This window comes from Rickettsia sp. (genome assembly GCF_965035265.1).
Genome location: NZ_CBCDJS010000012.1, coordinates 1 through 19099, shown reverse-complemented (window position 1 = coordinate 19099; position 19099 = coordinate 1). Strand labels below are relative to the sequence as shown.

The following is a 19099-nucleotide window of genomic DNA, read 5'->3' as shown; positions in this document are numbered from 1 at the left end:
AAAAACTTCTGATGCTTCCTTTTGGCTCCTTCCTTTCTTTAGGTAATTTATTACTTTCTTCCTTAAATCTTCACTATATGGACTTGTTGACATTTTTCCTTGTATATTATCTTATTATTGCACCTAATACTATATGATTTACTATAGATCCAATAAAGAACAAATTATTAAAGAGCTATCGGAAAAATGCTTAAATGATAAAGATGTAAATATACTTATCAAAGCACAAGTACAAGCGAAAATAGAAAATCGTCCATCTATAGATATTTTCCGGCAAATGAAACAAAATAATACTAACCCTAAACCGCTAGAGCTATCAGAAGAGCATAAGAAATTGGATGGTGTCATAAAAGATATGGCACAAAAATATAAAATGACTATACCGGAAGCAAAAGCATCCGAAGAAATTACTCAAGTGGTTAAAGATTACAGTGAAAATAAATTTAATGAAGAAATAACACCTATAAAAGCTCAAAAATTAGTAGATGAATTTACGGAAGCAACGCTAGATATTTTTGGACAGAATAAGTTAATAGATTCACCTATAATTGAAACAAAAAACGAGCATATTAATAGACCGCTCCCAAACGTAGTAAAACAAGAAACTACTAATCTTAACTTGGATACAATACACTCAAAAAATTCGCCTGTATCAAGCTTTTTGAATGACGCTGTACTTAAAGAAGAAAAACAAAATTTAGTAAATGAACTATTAACTGAAGTTAATAAAAATCTACCTAATAATACGAGAGTATCAGAAGATAAAAAACAAGAAGTTAAAACCGATAATATATTCAATAAAAACTCAGAGCCTAAAAAACAAACTATCAAAAACAAATTTTATAAGTATTTAAGTAAATTAACGGAAAAATTGGGATTAAAATCCATAAGTAATTATTTTAAAGAATTAATTAAAGATCCAAATCTTGAGCAAAATATCAATTTAGAAAAAGAAGCAAAGTTAATAGCAGAAAAACATCGACTAACAAAATATATGGAGCTTAGCGATAATAAAAATAATAATGCAGTATTTAGCGGTAAAAAAACACCAAAGAATATTTCTAAATTATGAAAACAATACAAAGAATTGCGGTATACGAAGTTCATCGAATATATTCTTTTAAAATCTCAAAATCTTGTGCTTGGAGAAAGAATTTTTCCGGTAATGTAATTTTTGCTATAAAATTCTTTACCTCTTCGCTTTGTAAATAGATCGTAGCTTTAGCATTACTTTCATTATTATTAGTACGAGCTGCAAGCAAGGTTACTATCTGCTGTAATTCTTCATAATTTTGTGGATAAAGCTGTAGTTCAAATTGTTTATTATTAATCGCATCTTCAATTGACGAAAAGCTTTTTGCCGTTAGTTTTATTCCTCCTTCATCTTTAATTATATCACAATTAACGACTACCAAACTTTTAACATCAAGTAAATGTACATAATCTTTTAAAACTTCCTCACTAAAAATACTAAGTTCAAATATATTCTCAGGATCGGAAAGCACAAGTGTCACGAACCTACCTCTTGCCGACATACGAGAATCCTTTTTTTGTATCACCCCAGCAAGATTTATTCGGTTAGCACCGTCAGGTAAGTTATTATGTAAATCTGCGGTACTTAAAATATTTAAACGGTTAAATATTTCTTGATACTGCGTAAGAGGATGATTAGAGATAAATAAGCCCATAGCCTCAAACTCATAAAAAGCTAAAGTATTGTTATCGGCATAATCACTTGCAATTAATATATTAGGACTTAAACTAGAAACTTTAATTAAGCTAAATTGATTAGATTCCTGCTCTTCGTGATATGAAGTTGAATAAGAAAGTAATTTTGGAATGCTTGAAAATAATTGCAATCGATTATCATGCAACTCATCAAAACAGCCGGATTTAATTAAATTTTCCAGTAATTTACTGTTAATAGATTTTGGTGGTAATCTTTCAATAAAATCGGTAATTGATTTAAACGCTCCTCTTGCTTCTTGCTCCTCCGTTACTAACTTACCAAAATTCGGCGTAACTCCTTTAATAGCGCCAAGCCCAAAAACTATTGTACTTTCTTCTTTGTCATACACAGGCTTTACACTAAAATACCCTTTAGAAATATTAATATTAGGAGCAATAATCCTTATGCCATTGTCTTTTGCTTCTTGCAGGAATAAATTAATTTTATCGTGATTATTTAATTCAAGATTTAAGCACGCAACTAAAAATTCAGCAGGGTAATTAGCTTTAAGATATGCGGTTTGGTATGAAATAACGCCGTAAGCCGCAGCGTGTGCCTTATTAAAACCGTATCCGGCAAATTTAGCCACGGTCGCAAAAATAGATTTAGCTTGAGATTCCGAAATATTATTAGCAATCGCCCCTTTAACAAAAATCTCTTCCTGCTCCTCCATTTCCTTTTTTATCTTCTTACCCATTGCTCTACGAAGCAAATCAGCAGCACCTAAAGTATAACCGGCAAGAACCTGAGCAACTCTTTGTACCTGCTCCTGATATATCACCACTCCATAAGTTTCTTCTAAGATCGGCTTTAATAGCTCATGTAAATAATCAGGCTGCTGTAATTTATGCTTACAAGCTATATAAGTAGGGATATTTTCCATAGGACCTGGACGATATAAAGCACCAAGAGCGATTAAATCATGTATGGAATCAGGTTTAAGACGTCTAAGTGCATCTTTCATTCCGACACTTTCAAACTGGAAAACTCCAACCCCTTTACCTTTACATAACATTTGATAAGTCTTATTATCATCAAAGGTCATATTGTCAAAATCTACTTCTATCGCCCGCTCTTTAAGTAGTTTCTTACAATCGGTAATAACCGTTAGGGTTTGCAGTCCTAAAAAATCAAATTTAATTAAACCGGCAATCTCAGAATATTTCATAGAATAACCGACTACCAACATATCGGAGTTAGCGTCTTTATATACCGGTACTATATCAACCAAATCAGTGCCTGCTATTACGATTCCTGCAGCATGAGTTGAAGAATGCCTATGTAGCCCCTCAAGAATTAACGAAGTATCAAGCACTAGCTTAATTAACTCCGCTTCACCCTCTAAATTATACAGTCCATTACCTTTAGCAGCATTTGCAAGCTCCGGAACTTCACGCATTGCTTGTTCAAGCGTAACGGGATTAACTGCACTAAAAGGTACAAGCTCCGTTAGATAATCAGCGAATTTATAAGGCAAGCTAAGCACACGAGCAACATCCTTAATTACAGCCTTTGCCTGCATCTTACCAAAAGTTATAATCTGCCCTACTCTATTATTGCCGTATTTAGAACGTACATAATTAATTACTTCCTCTCGTCTTTCCTGACAAAAATCAATATCAAAATCAGGCATTGAAATACGTTCAGGATTTAAGAATCTTTCAAATAACAAGCCGAATTTAATCGGATCAAGATCAGTAATAAGCAAGCTCCAAGCAACAACCGACCCTGCTCCCGAACCTCTACCAGGACCAACTAAAATCCCCTCTTGTTTACTCCATTTAATAAAATCTGATACAATCAAAAAATAACCGGCAAAATTCATATTACAGATAATATCCAGCTCGTAATTAAGACGAGCAAAATACTCAGTTTTCAATTCTTCTTGATTCTGCAGCGGAATATTTTCAGATTTAAATTTTGTAGCAAGCCTTGCAAACAGCCCTTCTTTTGCATCTTTTCTAATTAAATCCGTTTCACTAATATCTTTGGTGGCAAAATTAGGCAGCATCGGTGGATTTGCGCGTGCTGCAAAATAACAACGCTCTCTTAAATTCACAGTATTTTGGACGGCATTAGGTAGATCGGAAAAAAGCTCTACCATCTCACGCGGTGATTTAAAATAACAATTTTCGCTAACTGTTTTACGATCAGGATATTCTTTAGTAACGCCGGCTGATATACATAATAATACATCATGTGCATCATGCATGGTTTTTTCGCTAAACAAAACTTTATTAGTAGCAACAAGCGGAATAGCAAGCTCAGCAGCAATTCTAATATAACTATCCTCAATAAACTGCTCTTCCGGTAGGTCATGCCTCATAATTTCAAAATAAAACCGATCTCCTAAAATTTCCCGTAATTTACGTGCAAACAACATCGCTTGCTCTTCATTACGAGCCAGTAAGCATTTTCCGACAATACCGTCGGTATAACAGCATAATGCTATTAACCCTTCTTGATATTTTACTAAATCTTCAAAATTAATATGATCACATATTTTACGATCATTTTTAGTAAAAGTAAGGCTTGATAGTTTGAGTAAATTTTTATAGCCGACTTCATCTTTAGCTATAAGCAAAATTTGAGCAAAAATGTTGATATCATATTGTATGTTAAGAATAACCCCGTGTATCGGCTGTAGCCCTTTTTTTACTGCATATAACGCAAATTCTAATGAGCCGAATAAATTCCCTCTATCTGCCAAACAAATAGCAGGCATTTTATGTGATGAAGCAAGCTCTACTACTTTCTCGGTAGTTAATGCACTTTCTAGAAAAGAATAGGAGCTTTGAGCTCTTAAATGGATAAATTCAGGTCGCATTTTTAATTATTATAGGGTTTAGTTTTCACCGTCATTGCGAGGAAAAATTGAAAATTTTGACGAAGCAATCTCATGTCAAAATCTTGAGATTGCCACGTCGATTCTACGAATCTCCTCGCAATGACATTTTATTAAATCTTACTTCCAATACCATAATATCTAAAACCGATTTTTTTCATTGCTTCACTATCTAGTATATTTCTAAGATCAATGATTATCGGGGATTTTACTAGATTATAAATTTCTTGCCAATTAAGTTCTTTGAATTCTAACCACTCAGTTGCAATAACTATGACATTTGTAAGTTTACAGGCTTCAACCGCCGAATCTAAATATAGCAAATTTTTATTTTCAAAATTCTTTTTGGCGTTTTCGAGACCAATAGGATCAAACGCTTTAACATATCCTCCTTTATCTAATAAAATCTTTATAATTTCGATAGCAGGGCTTGCTCTAATATCATCTGTTCCTGCTTTATATGTTAAGCCTAAAATTGCTATATGTTTATCTTTTAAATCTCCGTCTAACAAAGTACTTATCTTATCTACCATACTTTTTGGACGCTCTTTATTACTTGTAATCACCGCTTCAAGAATTTTACAATCGATATCATAACTCTTGATAAGACTATTTAATGCTAAAATATCTTTTGGAAAACATGAACCGCCAAAACCGGGTCCTGCATTTAAAAAATTTTGACCGATTCTTTGATCAAGCCCTACACCTTTAGATAAATCTTTAATATTACCGCCGATTTTTTCGCATAAATCAGCCATTTCATTAATAAAAGCAATTTTGGTAGCTAAAAAACTATTTGAAGCATATTTAATAAGCTCGCTCGTCACTAAATCGGTAACCACAAATTTTGCCCCCTGCTCTATTAAAGGTGCATAGATTTTTCGTAATATTACTTCTGACTCTTTATTATTTACACCGACAACTATACGATCAGGATATAAAAAATCCTCTACCGCACTTCCTTCTCTTAAAAACTCAGGATTGGAAGCAACATTAAATGAAAAGCCTTTTGATTTTAAATAAGCTATAATATTATTGCAACTATCCGGCGGAACAGTGGATTTGATGACTATTAAACAATCCTTATTTATATGCTCGGAAACTTTATCAATAGCATCATAAACATATTTTAAATCTGCTTCTCCCGACTCTTTTGAAGGCGTACCGACCGTAATAAATATTGCCTCGGCATTTTGAAGCTCATTATTATAAATATTTGTAAATTTTAATCTTCCGGCTAGCAGAACTTTTTGTAAATATTCATCAAGACTCAGCTCATAAATCGGTAATATTTGCTTATTTAGCTTAGATATTTTAACCTCATTATTATCGAGACAAGTAATATTATGACCTAAATAGCTCATAATAATACCTGAGACTAATCCCACATATCCACTACCGATAAATGTAATATTCATAATTTTTTGTGATTTTTATATTAAATTTTTAGATTATAAGTTATATTCAACTAACGTGACAAGTATATACCTCAAGTAAATGAAGAGTAGTATAGACAAGATCAACTTGGAAAATAAGTAATCGGTCCACAAGACGAGAAGCGGAGCGTATACTTAATATAGTTCGCATTGCAGTACTTATAGGACGACTTAGTCAATTTTTTAAGTTGATCAAGTATATAAAGCTTTTATCATATTTCAATAGATTTACAAGCTCAAATGAATTTTATTAAAAAAACCTTTATTAGTATTTTTATAATTCTTATTTCATTGTTTCTCGCTATAACTCTAATTGTTTATAGTGCAAACAAAGGACATTTAAATGAACCTTTGAAAAAAATAATTGAATTTTATTTAAGTAAAAATGATATAAAAGCCGTATTACATAATTTAGAATTTAAAGAAAATCAGTTATCTATAGATAAAATTTCCTTAAGGTTGATAGATAATGCTAAGGGAGAAATTAACAATTTTAATCTTTTTCTTAATTTCAAAAATTTTTTCTCTAATTCGTTAATAGAAGCTAATTTTAATGTTGATAAATTTTCGGTAATTTCAAATAACGACGAAGAAATTATAGATACTTCAATGACCGGTGATTATTCGTTAAATATAATCAAAAAAGATGTTCTAACCGACATACGGTTAACTTCAATAAAAAGCGATATTTTAACCGATGAGCAAGGAGCCGGCTTGCCACTCGGAAATGCTTTATGTTCGTATAAAACCGCTTATTCTAAAGATAATCCAAAAAACATCAACTGCAAACTTACCTTTGGAGACAAAGCTTTTTTATCCCTAAACGGTATAATAACCAATAAAAATATTGAGGCGAGTGGGACAGCTGCAAATATGCCTTTAATAATTTATCAAACAGTCGAAAAAATCATTCCGAATAACCCTATAATCTCATATTTACGAGAACATATAAAACAAGGTTACATCCAAAATGGAGAATTAAGTGTTAAGTTAGATAAAAGCTTTTTTAAAAGAAATATTTTAGTGGAAGATAATTTAAAAGCAAATTTACATATCTCAAATTTTGAATATAAATATCATAACGATTTACCGCCTTTAACCAAGGTTGATACTAATATAATCATTTCAGGACCAGAAGTAAAATTTCTAATTAACGAAGCTTATAGCAGTAAAAGCGTTATCTCCGGCGGTATCGTAAATTTCAAATGGGAAGGAATGGATAAATCGCAATTTGTTTTTAATGCTACGGCTAAAGGCGAAATTAACGATTTAATTGACTTTGTCCCAAATGAGGCATATCAAAACATTAAGGCTCAAAATATTGATTTAAAAAAAATAAAAGGAACAGCAAATTCAATAATAGAGTTAATAATTCCTATTAGCCCAAATATTCCTAATAATTATAATGTGCTATCGACATTAACAAATATTTCTTTTAATAGTTTAGACAATAATATTTTATTACAAAACGGCGAAGCAAAAGGTAGCTTTAAAGATAACAAACTAGATATTAACGGCAAAGGTAAAATTAATAATTATGCAAGTAGCTTTACTTATGATCATGATATATCAGATAAAAATAATGAGTGTTTACTTAAAATAAAAAGCAATATTACAGCAAATAATCAAAGATTCGGTGTATTTAAATTAATTTCAGGCAGCACAATTCTAAATTTTGAGTACAAAAAACAGCATAACAATGAGAGTTTTATTACTGTTAATTCTAATCTTGATAATTTAGAATTTTATATAGATAAAGTATCTATTCATAAAAAATTATATAAAAAAGCCAATTTATTCTTACATACGAAATTAAATGATAAAAATTTCGATAGAAATATCGAATTTAACCTTTCAGGGCAGGATAATCTAAAAATTAACGGTAATGCCTTAATTAAGAAAAATATTTATAATATTAATCTAGCCTCTATTACACATAATCGTACGGACTTAAAAGGAAAAATAATCATAGATAACCATAATCTTAATACGGAACTTTATGGAAGCGGATTAGATTTATCAAATGCTAATATGATGCAGTTTTTAGAAAAAGAGGGTGATTCTACACGTAATATTAATTTAAAAACTAATATATCAAAAATACTTTTAAAGAATAATATAACGCTAGATAATCTTAATTTAGCAATTAAATGTGATAAATTGCGGTGTTTCTCCGGTTTTCTAAATGCCGATATCGGTAGTAAAAAAGTTAAACTGTCGCTTACCGCTAAGGAAACTTTTGAACAATGGCTAATTGAATCCGATAATGCCGGAGCATTACTTAAAGGACTCGGAATGTATACTACTATGCAAAACGGTCAGATTAACATTAACTTAAACACCAAAAGATATGAGGTGAAAAAAGGGGAAATAGTGCCGATATTAGACGGTAGATTTTCTATAAAACATTTTACGGTAGTTGATACTCCTTTTTTAACACGGCTTGTTTCTTTTGTTTCGTTGCCAGGTTTTCTTAGTTCAATAACTAATAATAAAAATATTTTATTTGAAGATATGACCGGTAAATTTAATTATAGAGGAAATATCATTACAATTTTTGATACGGAAGCACATGGACCGTTCTTTGATTTTACTATGAAAGGTAATATTGATACCAAGCAGCAATTAATTACGGTTAAAGGAAATGTTATTCCTTCCTTTTTCTTAATCAGCACTATTGTAACCAAAATACCTGTAGTCGGAAAAATATTTTCCAAAGTAGCCCCTTACACTCTAAAAATGAAATATAAATAACTAGATTTTGTGCAAAAAAAATTATATTTAATCGGTATTGTACTTTTAGGCTTAATTTCCGGTCTTACGTTTAATTTAATTTTTTTCACGGTTCCATACCAATTATCTGAAGCAAAATATACCACTGATATAATAGGCTCAATATCATTAGCTGCTTTTCCATATTGCTTAAAAGTCATATGGTCACCTTTTATAGATAAATACTCTATACCTTTTTTATGCTCTAAATTCGGTCACAGACGTGGCTGGGCATTAGTATCACAAATATTTTTAATCTTAGCAATGACGGGATTCTTAAACATAAGCCCTTGTAATAATTTATATATTACTGCAATTATCTTATTTATTGTTTCATTCTGTAGTGCTACTCAAGATATTGTACTTGATGCGTATAGAATCGAGAGACCTACGTCAAAAGAAGAGCTTTCAATGGCTTTTACTTTTAGTAGTATAGGATTTCGTTTAGGTATGTTACTTGGCAGTGTCGGTGCTTTATATTCATCAATTGTTTTTGGCTGGAATATGGTATATAAATTTGCTCTATTTATTACTATACTTGGACCTATAGTAATTTTATGTATCAAAGAACCAAAGCCTAAAGAAAAACGTCATACAACTAATACTTTAATAGGATTACAACAATATTTTGAGGTCATTAAAAAAAGTATTATATCCTTAAAAAATGACGCCTGTGAAATGAAGAGGTATACGAAGATCAACTTAGAAAAGAGTAATCTAGCTGTAAGCCGAGGAACGGAGCATATAATAAACGTTCAGCATCCGAGGACTTACAAAGACGACTCAGCCAATTTTGGGGGTTCATCGAGTATACTGCTAATTATGTTGTTTGTCTTTCTATATAAAGCTGCGGATTCTATACCTATGGCTATGAGTTCACCTTTATTCCTAGATTTGAGTTTTACTACTCATGAAATTGCCGTTATTTACAAAGCTTACGGGTTACTAATCATGATCGTCGGGGGAGCATTAGGCGGCGTTTTAGCTGCAAAAATGGGTATATTTCACAGTGTTTTAATTGGCGGAGTTATTCAATTATTATCACCTCTTATGTTTATGGTTCTTGCTACTATAGGACATGATATTCAAATATTTATAATAACCGTTACGATGCAAAATTTCTGCTCCGGTTTTGCAGGAACTATTATTGCTATCTATTTTGCTAGCCTTTGCAATAGTGAATTTGTTGCCACACAATATTCCATTATTGCATCTTTTAGTTCTCTTAGCCGTATTCTTCTAGCTAGCCTTGGCGGTATCTGTGCAAAATATCTTACTTGGTCTGTATTCTTTTTAGGTAATACTCTGCTTAGTATGTTGTTTATACCGATATTTTTAAAAATATATAGCAAGAAATTAACTACCTAATTATTAAAAAAATATGACAATTATTAAAAAAGGTTTATAATGTTGATATATAAGTTAATCGCATAATTATGAAATTATATAGTTTTCAAGAACATTTATTAGAATTAAAAATAAGGCTTCTTAGAATATTTACTACTTTTATAATTATATTTGCTATTTGCTATTATTTTAGCGACAATATTTATAGTTTTTTATTAAAACCACTTGCTAAGCTAAGCGGTGATACGGTACGAAATATAATTTATACGGGACTTACAGAAGCATTTTTTACTTATATTAAACTTGCAGCTTTTACTGCTTTTACTATTATTATACCAATAATTGCTTTGGAGTGTTATTTATTTATCAGTCCCGGATTACACCGCCATGAAAAAAAAATTATTGCTTTTATTCTTTTCACGTCACCTATTTTATTTTGGTGCGGTAGTATTTTTGTTTTTTATTTTGTGATGCCGAAAGCTTGGAATTTTTTTCTTAGCTTTGAAAAACGTGATATGATAGTACCGATAGTTTTGGAAGCAAGAATTAGCGAGTATCTAACTTTAGTTATTCATTTAATTATTGCTTTTGGAGTTGCTTTTCAACTACCGGTTGTGATAATAATATTAAATATATTAAAAATAGTTAAAGTCCAAACACTAAAGCAAAAAAGACGCATTGTTGTGGTAATTAACTTTATTATTGCGGGAATATTAACGCCTCCTGACATTTTAAGCCAGTTTGCTCTTGCAATACCGCTACTTTTATTATATGAAACTTCAATAATGATATGTAATTTTATAGAAAAACCGAGGACACTAAATGTTAAATATCAAATGGATTAGAGAAAATCAAGAATTATTCGATGAAAAGCTTAACCAAAGATTTATCGAACCTATGTCTAGTAAAATTGCTATGCTCGACGGAGAGAAAAGGAAAATCACGAGTTTAATTCAAGAATTTCAGCGCGCACGCAAGATAAAATCAAAGATTTTAGGTAACATGGCATCTAAAAGCGGTGAAGAGTTCGAAGGGTTACAAAGCGATGTCAAGCATATAAATGAGAAGTTGGAAGAACTTGAGCAGGATCTAAATAATAATAACGAATTAAATGAACTATTAAATATGCTTCCTAATATTCCGGACGAAGAAGTACCTTACGGAATTGATGAAAGCATGAATAAATTAGTTCGTACTCATGGAGAAGTGAACTCCAACGCCTTAAATAAGCAGCATTTTGAGCTAGGCACAAAATTAAATTTAATGGATTTTGAACAAACTGCTAAAATTTCAGGAGCTAGATTTGTAACGTTAAAAGGCGATTTAGCAAAGCTAGAACGTGCTTTAATTAACTTTATGATTGATGTTCATACTAAAGAGTTTGACTTCTTTGAGATATCACCTCCGGTATTAGTTCGAGATAATGCCATGTATAACGCAGGACAACTACCTAAATTTGCTGAAGAGTCTTTTGCAACAACGAACGGTTACAGATTAATTCCAACCGCAGAAGTATCTTTAGTAAACATGGTTGTCGATACTATTATACCGAGAGAAAAATTACCTATGCGTTACGTTGCTTATACCCTGTGCTTTAGATCAGAAGCAGGTAGTAGCGGTAGAGATACAAGGGGCATGATTAGATTACATCAATTCGGTAAAGTAGAGCTTGTATCTATTACTACCCCGGAAGAGTCAAAAAATGAGCATGAATATATAACTAATGCCTCAGAGACTATTTTACAAAAACTGAGTCTACCTTATCGTGTTATGTTACTTTGCACCGGAGATATGGGGTTTGCAGCAAAAAAAACCTATGATATAGAAGTATGGCTTCCGGGACAGAAACAATATCGTGAAATTGCAAGCTGTTCTAATTGCGGAGATTTTCAAGCACGTAGAATGAAAGCAAGATATAAAGAATTCGGCAGTAACGAAACTACCTTAGTTCATACTTTAAACGCTTCTGCTTTACCTATCGGAAGAACTATGGTTGCAATACTTGAAAATTACCAAAATGAAGACGGCTCAATAACCGTACCTGATGTCTTGATAAATTACATGGGAGGATTACAAAAAATCACTACATATAGTGAATAATTGTTTATTAAATATAAATAATAAGATAAAGTTTTGTGGTATACTCGTTTAATTTGAAAAATTGGCTATGTTGCACGGCTCTCGTCATTGCGAGCGGCCATAGGCTGCGCGGCAATCTCAGGAAATAATAACAAACTCCTGAGATTACTTCGTCAAAATTTTCAATTTTTCCTCGCAATGACGGTTGATATGCAACAAATTCTATTAGCATACAAAGCGATAATTTAAATTCAGGTTATTTGTGTTTAGTGATTTACGAAAATTTGACAAGGATATATATAATTACAATGCTCCTAATTTTATACCTGTCGCATGTCATTATAATGAACATACTTTACTTACCAAAGACGGTAAATTACTACAAATTATCAAAATACACGGCATTAATTCAGATAAAATCAGCGACAACATACAAAATTTACGTGAAATAGTTAGAGCTTCTATAAAAAAGAACATAACTGATTATGATTTTGCTTTTTGGCTGCATACAATACGAGAAAAACAAAATTTAGACGATCCCACTCCTTACAAAAAATTATTACCGGCAAATATTCATGCACTATGGCAAAGAAAGAATCATTGGAATGATAAATTCGTTAATACTTTATATGTATCTATAGTACATGATTCCACTAAAGTTAATATCAAAAATTTTAACTCTTTAATAAATTCTTTATCTAATAAATTAATTACTGATTTTGAAAATAACTACTTGGATTCAGCTTTTCAAAAACTAGAAAATATCACTAATAATATTTTAAATGATTTAAATGAATTCGGTGCTGAAAAACTCGGTATAATATTTGAAAATGATAATGTTTTTTCTAACCCTTTATTTTTATATAATCGAATAGCTAACCTTAATAATAATGATTGTTTGGTACCTATAATAGATTTATCAGGTGCCCTAGGTAGAAGTACTTATACAATTAGCGGCGATAAAATGGTAGTTACGGATCATGAGAAAAATGACAAATTCGCTTCTTTACTATCTATAAAAGAATATCAAGAAACTCCTTCTAATGCACTTGATAAATTTTTACAGTTACCGATTGAATTAATAATAACTGAAATATTTTACTTTGTTAGCAAAAAACAAGTAATATCCAAATTGCAAGGTCAAGATTATATTCTAAAAATTACCAACGACTCAACTTTACTTAATCACAAAGGGATTAATAAGCTTGATGCAGCTAACTTAGCTTTTCAATTTTGTAATCAGCAAATTTCAATTGCCATTATAGAAGAAGATGAAAATAAACTAGATGCAGCCGTAGCTAAAGCATCAACCGAGCTTTTTAAACTTGGTATTATTCATGTAAAAGAAGATCTTAATATTGAGCAAATATTTTGGTCGCAATTACCTGCTAACTTCGCCTTTATCCGTAGAATGTCACCATTATCCGTAGAACATATTGCTTCTCTTACTGCTCTTCATAATACTACACTCGGTAATCAATATAACCCTTGGGGTAGAGCTGTCACTTTACTGCGAACTGAAAAAGGTACTCCATATTTCATGAATTTTCATGATAAAACGAATAAAGGTAATACTTGCATCTTTGGTACGGAAAAAACCGGCAAAACCGTATTATTGAATTTTCTAATATCAGAATCGACCAAATATAACCCAACAATAATTTATATCTCTAATAATAATGATTCTAAAATTTTTATCGAAGCAATAGAAGGCAAATGGTTAGAACCGGATAAACAAATTATCAATCCATTTTTAGTAGATGATACAGAAAAATCACAAGCTTTCATTTTAGAATTTTTTAAATTAATCAGCGGTCATTATATTTCACCTCTTAGTGAAATAGAGATATCTTTTCTAGAGAAGTTAACAAATAAAATTTTATCAATTGAAAAAGAAAAACGTATTTTTTCCGATATTTTAAAATTAGAAGATTTTAAAGAGGAAGGAGGAATACAAATACTTAATAAATTAAAAGATTTTACGGAAGGACAATTATATTCTGGATTATTTGACGGACCGTCTCTTAACATTCAAGAAGGGGAAGTTATAGGGTTTAATTTATATAAACTTTCTGACGAGCCGTTTTCTAAACAATTTTACCCAGCGGAAAGAAAATTTTTAGAGCAATTTAATAATAACTTAAAGAAACATCAAGCTATCAGTACAGCAGTAATTTATGCTTTTACTTATCATTTAAGCCTAGTTGGCACAAAACCTAAAATATTTGCTGCCGATAATTTTGATAAACTTTACAAACCTGAAGCTTATTACGATAATATAAACTTAATTTTTAATAATTTATCTCAAAATAACGGTATTCTCGTCAGTAATTTCAATTTTATTTATCTTAAGTCATATCCAAAATATACTATAAAACCTTGGCTTAATTTAATTAATACTAAAATTATTCTACCGTCTGATGTTAAAATAGAAGATTTAGACAAAATTTTAGGTTTAAGCGAACCAGAAATACGAAAATTATCACAGCTAATACTTTCTGCAAGGATGTTCTTAATTAATAAGGATAATGAATCTATAGCTTCTGAATTAAGTATTGCCGCTTTAATAGGAATTGTCCGTATTTTATCAAGCAGACAGGAGGAAATGGATATTTATAAAAAAATACTTGAACAATACCAAGGTCCTCCAGATAATTGGATTAATTACTTATATAATGAGTTAAATACGGACTGATATTTTTCTTTGTCATCTCGCGAGCTTGTAGCGGGATCTCAGAACACGGTCTGTGATACAAGATCCCGTGGTCAAGCCATAGGATGACAACAAAAAACTAACATAAAAGAACCATATTAAAGTGCTTAAAAAATATTTACTATTTTTCTTATTTTCATTTTTCTCATTTAATGTATATGCATCTATTTGGGGCGAGATAGCCGATTGTCTTAGCGATCCATGTAATTGCGGACAAAGCGATAGAACGGAAACTTGGAATAAGGATGGAGGCATCAATGCAAAGCCAAGAGGGCCTTTTAAACCAGGCACATTGTGTCCTCCTTGGAATAAAAGCGACGGTCGCGATAATGATACTTGTTTATTAAAATTTGATTACCCAGGTACATTTATCGGTTTTTTACTCAATAGATGTGCGGAAGAAGCTCCTGATAGTAGTTACTTTACTCCAAAAATTCGTATTAGAGTTCAAAGCTGTAATGCCGCAGCTTGCTGGCATCAAAACTCTACTTTAAATTGGGATGGAGAATGTGTATTATGGCCTACAGGTTACGGCCTACCTCTAACTAGAGTTTGTGCTAGAATTGCCGTACCGGATATGCCTCCACCTCCCGGAATAAATGCTACAGCTTCTCCTGCAGATCCAGGTTATACCGATGGAGTACATCTCAATAAAGTCGGTTACACGGAAAGTGATAATAAGATAATCGGTGTAGATGGAAAAATAGTTACTTTAAAATCTCCTAAACTTTGTGCTTATAGCGATCCTGGACTTGTTAACCTTGTTTCAGATTCCGGAGCACATCTTGATCCTATGGACTGGAATCCTAATCGTCAACCTCTCCACCAAACTAATGAACTTAGCCCTATTGCAAAAGTATTAAAATTTTTAGTTGAAACGGTAAAAGGAGCAAGTTTACCGAGTTTATTAGGGCAGCTTGTTGGTATGATAGATCAAGATTCAGAATTTATAAAAGTACTTCGATCAATACTTGATGCAATAGGAGAAATTTTTAATTTTTTTCCTAGTTTAATAATAAAAGTTATTGAAGCACTTGGATCATTGAACGGTTCCGTAGATAACTATTCTTTTGGTTGCGTACAATTACCTTTAGGACCTTTTCCACCGCCATACTGTCCAAATTTAGATTATATTAGCATTAATGCTAGTGCTAATAATGTATGTAGCATAAAAAATACTCCAGAGGATATTAAGAAAGGAGAACCTGTATTTAAACAATCTTCAACCTTGCCGCCTTGTGTAGTATCAAACGTTAGAAACAATATTGTTAATAATACCGTACGTGTTAGCTTTAGCAATCTTGTTCCGCTTTGCACCGACTCTCCTCCTGACCTCAAAACTTGTGTAGAACTACGTAATATAGATTTTTCTTCAGCAAAAATTACTCATACTAATACGGCTTTTAAAGATTTAATTAAATCGTGTAAGAACACTTCAGGCGGTACCCCATGTATTAATACAGATATCCCTACGCCATGTAGTGTTACAGCTGACGGTTGTAATGATGGATTTAGAATAGTATATTCGCAGAAAATTGGAAATGTAGAAGCACCTAGCGATTATTACATAAGCGATATACCGGACTGTCCAAGTTCTAGTTCAACTACCTGCCAAAAAGTGTGGGGCGTTAATATCGGCGAATTTAAGGATGTAAGCGTACAATTTCTTGAAAAACAAGGACAAGATACAAATAGCTTAATGCCTATAAAGACAGATGTCACTTTAAAAGACAATAACGATAGAGCTAGAAATCTTTATGTCTCTATTAGTAATAACGAAAACGATAAGCAAAATCCTAATAATATTTGTTTATTTGAGTCTAGTAATTTAATAGATTGCGTACCAAGAGTAAATCACTCTTACAGCTTAGCTGCTTATGAATGTTCAAGACAATATGCCGGAATTACCTGTACTAATAGCAATTCCAACGATGCTTATTATAAACCGCAATTCATTGCTTCAGTGCAGGTAAGAGAAAAAAAAGAAGATGGGACTATTAGCATTATAGATGAAACAAGCACTCTTGTAACACCGTTATCATACGCCGCATCTTCTAGCTCTACTGATACGGAAAGTATAGTAAAACTTGCCGGCTATGATTATAGCTCTTCTGTTGCGTTTATTCCTGATCCAAACAAAAGCCCACCAGATCCAGCGGATAAGTATATTGCTATGCCGTTTTCAGGAGAGAATGCTCTAAATCAATTGACTATTCACGGTAAATATAAAAATAAAAATGATCCGAATGAAAAAGATACGAAACCTTACGATAGTAACGGAAATCCAAACCCGAATGCGTTATATTTAAAATATTTAGAATATATAAACGGTAAATATATTCAAGGCGGAACGCATGCCTGCTTGATGCCAAAAAATTTCCAACATTGTAACCCTCTTCCAATCCCTACCTTACCTGATGGTTCGCCTATTCCCGGTTACAATAATGACTCGATAAATTGCGTACTTGCTAAACTAAATAACAAAGATACTACAAATTGCAAAGATTTTAAAAATACATATAATGTTAAATATCCAAACCTTGGTTTATGCAGCAAAGATACAAATATAAGTAGTTGTACTCTAAAAGAAACAGTGCAAGGTATTACTATTTATACTTGCAATATAAATAATATTCCGAGTAACTGCTATACCAATAATGATAACCCTAATACTCCAATATGTGTTTTAAGCAGAGATTATAAAGATAGACTTGATCCCTTATCTAGCCTAGGAGCAATAATAGATGATTCAGCATATTATACAGTAACATATACAAAAGGAGATGAACACACTACTCCTGAGCCGACATATGATGCTGCCGTTTCCGATGTAAGAGATAAAACTTGGCAAGAGCTAAATCTTTGTGCTCCTATATTAGTTCCTAAGTGCAAAGCACTTACTCCTTCTGATCCTAACAGTGGCAATGCGATATGGGACGAAACTGACATAGGTGACCTTGCAAAAGGAAGATGCTCGACGAATTGGATACCCATTGATCCTAGTAAACCTTTAGAACGCTATTGTTTATCATATTTTGATAGGAAAGTTGTCGAGTTCGAACCTTTAGGCCAAAATGTCGGCTGTAGAGAGTCTACAGGATTACCTATAAAAGTTGGTTATAACGACTTTCCATCGAGCCAATTACCTGAGACCCCTTATAATCCGGTAACTAAAATAGGCGACTATATCTTAAACAAGAAACCGGTACAACAGGGGAGCATTATGGCATTTCCAAAGGATGGGGCATTTATAGATGCAACAAATAAACCGGAGAATACAATATTGCATACTGTAGAATTTAAAGTAACTTTAGATGCAATAATGGACGATATTGAGTATTTTGAAGTAAAAGATTTATGGTATGATGATTGCACATTAATATATGTTAACGGCACAAAGCTACTTAGCCTCCCTACTGACGTTAATTCTCTAGATGAGAAAAGGTACTGTAACAATGGAAATGACCAAGGTCAAGCACTACAAGCTAGGACTTTACCGATTAATATCAAACCTTATTTAAAACAAGGAGAAAATACTATAAAATTCCAGTTAAGAGTTATGTTTGGCGGAGGGTTATATTTCCACATGCAATATAAAATGAAGAGATAAATAAATGAGTTGGATTATTTTTTATACGGTAATTTTTGCTTTACTAATTCTTGATTTAGGAATCGTACATAAAAAAAATACCGTAATGAGCTTTAAAGAAAGCGTACTTTTTAGTCTTTTCTATTTTGGAATAGCTTGTTTATTCGGTATCTATGTTTACTATAATACGGGGGCAGATCATGCTCGTGAATATTATACTTGCTTTCTTATTGAGAAAGCTATGTCACTTGATAATATCTTTGTTATCTCTATTATTTTTCAATTTTTTAAAATTCCCGGGAAATATCAACATCGTGTTTTATTTTTCGGGATAATAGGCGTAATAATATTCAGAGCTATAATGATTTACGGCGGTATTATCCTTATAAATAAATTTGCCTGGTTATTATATATTTTTGCCGTAATACTTATTGCTACCGGTATAAAAACTTTTTATGTATCACATAAAACTTTTGATATACAGAATTCTTATATTTACAAGTCAATAGTAAAAAATCTAAATATTACTCCTAGTCTTGAAGGAGATAAGTTTTTTGTTAAACGTAATAACAAACTATATTTTACTCCC

11 protein-coding genes are annotated in these 19099 nt (G+C 31.8%); 8 read left to right on the top strand and 3 right to left on the bottom strand.

Features of this window, described 5'->3' with window-relative positions:
• Positions 1-93 (bottom strand): IS630 transposase-related protein (locus AC1Z7D_RS01675; RefSeq protein WP_482601266.1); only part of this gene is annotated, 93 nt, incomplete at its 3' end.
• A 778-nt stretch (positions 94-871) separates the two neighbouring features.
• On the opposite strand from AC1Z7D_RS01675, the gene AC1Z7D_RS01670 reads away from it, so the two are divergent.
• Positions 872-1072, top strand: a complete 201-nt coding sequence (locus tag AC1Z7D_RS01670; protein WP_482601445.1) for a hypothetical protein — start codon at positions 872-874, stop codon at positions 1070-1072.
• A gap of 31 nt (positions 1073-1103) precedes the next feature.
• On the opposite strand, the gene dnaE is transcribed toward AC1Z7D_RS01670, so the two are convergent.
• Together dnaE and AC1Z7D_RS01660 are read right to left on the bottom strand one after the other, a co-directional pair.
• Entirely contained in the window at positions 1104-4556 is a 3453-nt protein-coding gene (gene dnaE / locus AC1Z7D_RS01665; RefSeq protein ID WP_482601444.1) for a DNA polymerase III subunit alpha, read from the bottom strand.
• A 131-nt stretch (positions 4557-4687) separates the two neighbouring features.
• On the bottom strand, positions 4688-5992 hold the full coding sequence (locus AC1Z7D_RS01660; protein ID WP_482601443.1) for a UDP-glucose dehydrogenase family protein: 1305 nt from the start codon (positions 5990-5992) through the stop codon (positions 4688-4690).
• A gap of 258 nt (positions 5993-6250) precedes the next feature.
• Here AC1Z7D_RS01660 and AC1Z7D_RS01655 point away from each other — a divergent pair, with 258 nt between their 5' ends.
• The 7 genes from AC1Z7D_RS01655 to AC1Z7D_RS01625 all read left to right on the top strand — a co-directional run.
• Positions 6251-8764, top strand: coding sequence for a transporter AmpG 3 (locus AC1Z7D_RS01655; RefSeq protein ID WP_482601442.1), 2514 nt, complete (start codon positions 6251-6253; stop codon positions 8762-8764).
• Positions 8765-8773: 9 nt separating this feature from the next.
• Entirely contained in the window at positions 8774-10150 is a 1377-nt protein-coding gene (locus tag AC1Z7D_RS01650) for an MFS transporter (RefSeq protein ID WP_482601441.1), read from the top strand.
• Between the two features lie 68 nt (positions 10151-10218).
• The gene (tatC, locus tag AC1Z7D_RS01645) at positions 10219-10974 is read left to right on the top strand and encodes a twin-arginine translocase subunit TatC (protein WP_482601440.1); all 756 of its coding nucleotides are present in this window, start codon (positions 10219-10221) and stop codon (positions 10972-10974) included.
• Positions 10952-12229 (top strand): serine--tRNA ligase, encoded by a 1278-nt coding sequence (gene serS / locus AC1Z7D_RS01640; protein WP_482601439.1) that lies wholly within the window; start codon positions 10952-10954, stop codon positions 12227-12229. The genes tatC and serS overlap by 23 nt, the downstream gene beginning before the upstream one ends.
• A 241-nt stretch (positions 12230-12470) precedes the next feature.
• The gene (locus AC1Z7D_RS01635) at positions 12471-14903 is read left to right on the top strand and encodes a VirB4 family type IV secretion/conjugal transfer ATPase (protein WP_482601438.1); all 2433 of its coding nucleotides are present in this window, start codon (positions 12471-12473) and stop codon (positions 14901-14903) included.
• 121 nt (positions 14904-15024) lie between these two features.
• Positions 15025-18531 carry a hypothetical protein gene (locus tag AC1Z7D_RS01630; protein ID WP_482601437.1) on the top strand — a complete coding sequence of 1169 codons (3507 nt, stop codon included), beginning with the start codon at positions 15025-15027 and terminating at the stop codon, positions 18529-18531.
• Between the two features lie 4 nt (positions 18532-18535).
• A partial coding sequence (locus AC1Z7D_RS01625; RefSeq protein WP_482601436.1) for a TerC family protein occupies positions 18536-19099 on the top strand: 564 nt, incomplete at its 3' end.

Coding starts and splice junctions, on each gene's coding strand:
- dnaE (WP_482601444.1), bottom strand. CDS start 4,556: ATGCGACCTGAATTTATCCATTTAAGAGCTCAAAGCTCCTATTCTTTT.
- AC1Z7D_RS01660 (WP_482601443.1), bottom strand. CDS start 5,992: ATGAATATTACATTTATCGGTAGTGGATATGTGGGATTAGTCTCAGGT.
- AC1Z7D_RS01655 (WP_482601442.1), top strand. CDS start 6,251: ATGAATTTTATTAAAAAAACCTTTATTAGTATTTTTATAATTCTTATT.
- tatC (WP_482601440.1), top strand. CDS start 10,219: ATGAAATTATATAGTTTTCAAGAACATTTATTAGAATTAAAAATAAGG.
- serS (WP_482601439.1), top strand. CDS start 10,952: ATGTTAAATATCAAATGGATTAGAGAAAATCAAGAATTATTCGATGAA.